Origin of the sequence: Actinosynnema sp. NPDC023658 (assembly GCF_040639995.1) — a bacterium.
In the GTDB taxonomy this organism is placed as follows: domain Bacteria; phylum Actinomycetota; class Actinomycetes; order Mycobacteriales; family Pseudonocardiaceae; genus Actinosynnema.
The window spans coordinates 1,348-3,138 of sequence record NZ_JBFAAX010000672.1 but is presented as its reverse complement, the minus strand read 5'-3'; the positions used below and the strand labels follow the sequence as shown (position 1 = coordinate 3,138).

Below are 1,791 nucleotides of genomic sequence, written 5' to 3'. Positions count from 1 at the left end.
ACGGCGCCGGGGTCGACGTGACCGTCCTGGTCGACGGGGAGCCCCGGCGCAGGCGGGTCGACTACCTCGCCGGGTGCGACGGCAGCCGCAGCGCCGTGCGCAAGCTCGCCGGGATCGGCTTCCCGGGCACCGCCGCGACCCGGTTCGGCCTGCTCGCGGACGTGGAGCCGGAGGACCCCGCCGAGCTGCCGTACGGGGTGGTCCAGGGCGCGCACGGCGGGGTGTTCGTGATCCCGCGACCCGGCTACGTGCGGATCGTGGTCGACGAGCCCGACCCGCCCGCCGACCGCGACGAGCCGGTGCGGCTGCCCTACTTCCGGCAGGTGCTGGAGGACGTGCTCGGCCGCCCGGTCGGGCTGCGCGACCCGCGCTGGCTCACCCGGTTCTCCGACGCGGCCAGGCAGGCGGACCGCTACGTCGACGGCCGGGTCGTGCTGGCCGGTGACGCCGCGCACGTCCACCCGCCGGCCGGGGCGGTGGGGGTGAACGTGGCGCTGGCGGACGCGGTGAACCTGGGCTGGAAGCTGGCCGCCACGGCGCTGGGGCACGCCCCGGACGGCCTGCTGGACAGCTACCACCGGGAACGGCACGAGGTCGGCGCGCGGGTGCTGCGGACCACGCGCGCGCAGGCGATCCTCGGGCGGTCCCGCCCGGACCTCGACCCGGTCCGGGACCTGTTCTCCGAGCTCACCGACCTGGCACCGGTCCGCAAGCACCTCGCCGAGCTCGGCGCCGGGGTGGACACCCGGTACGACCCCGTGATCCCCGGCGGCCACCCGTGGCTGGGCGGGCTGGCGCCGAACCTGGAACTGGTCGCGGACACCGGCCGCACCACCGTCGCGGAGCTGCTCCGACCCGCGCGTCCGGTGCTCCTCCGGCTCGGTGACCGCCCGCTGCCGGTCGACGTGGACGGCGTGGTCGACACCCACCACGCCCGCTGCCCCGCGCATCCCGAGCTGGAAGGACTGCTGCTCCGCCCGGACGGGCACACCGCGTGGGTCTCCACCACCACCGACCCGCAACCCCTCGACACCCTCACCGCGGCCCTGGACACCTGGTTCGGCCGTTCCGGTACGGGTGCGGCGAAGCCCGGTCCCGGTCCCGAACCGTCGCGCTAGCGTGCACGCGGGAGGTGGCGACCGCGGTGGACCGAGGGGGAGACGTGGAGAGACCGGCCCGGGAGGGCTCCGACATCGACCTGTCGCGACCGAGCCCGGCGCGGGTCTACGACGTGCACCTCGGCGGCGCGCACAACTTCCGGGTGGACCGGGAGGCGGCGCAGCGCATCACCGAGGCCATGCCGGACCTGCCGCGGGTCCTGCGGGCCAACCGCGCGTTCCTGCGCCGGGCGGTGCGGTACCTGGTCGGCCGGGGGATCACCCAGTTCCTCGACCTCGGCTCGGGCACCCCCACCCCCGGCAACGTGCACGAGGTCGCCCGGGACGCGGACCCCGACTGCCGGGTCGTCCACGTGGACGTCGACCCGGTCGCCGTGGCGCACAGCCGGGTTGCCCTCGGCGGGACCGACCGCGCCGCGGTCGTGGAGGCGGACCTGCGCCGGCCGCGGGACGTCCTGACCCACCCGGACGCGCTGCGGACGCTGGACCTCACCCGGCCGGTCGGCGTGCTGATGTTCGCGGTGCTGCACTTCGTGCCGGACGCCGACGAACCGGGCGTGATCGTCCGCGAGTACCTCGACGCCGTCGTGCCGGGCAGCTACCTCGCCCTCTCGCACGCCGGCGCGGACGGCGACGCCGACCGGGTCGGGGCGGCGATCGAGCAGTTCCGCAC

The 1,791-nt window shown here is 76.4% G+C and carries 2 protein-coding genes; both read left to right on the top strand.

Annotated elements, in window-relative coordinates; all coding sequences use genetic code 11:
* Nucleotides 1-1,118, top strand: a 1,118-nt coding sequence (locus AB0G02_RS32955) for an FAD-dependent monooxygenase (RefSeq protein ID WP_360802081.1), incomplete at its 5' end; no start/stop codon positions are given.
* A gap of 44 nt (nucleotides 1,119-1,162) precedes the next feature.
* A partial coding sequence (locus AB0G02_RS32950; RefSeq protein WP_360802078.1) for an SAM-dependent methyltransferase occupies nucleotides 1,163-1,791 on the top strand: 629 nt, incomplete at its 3' end.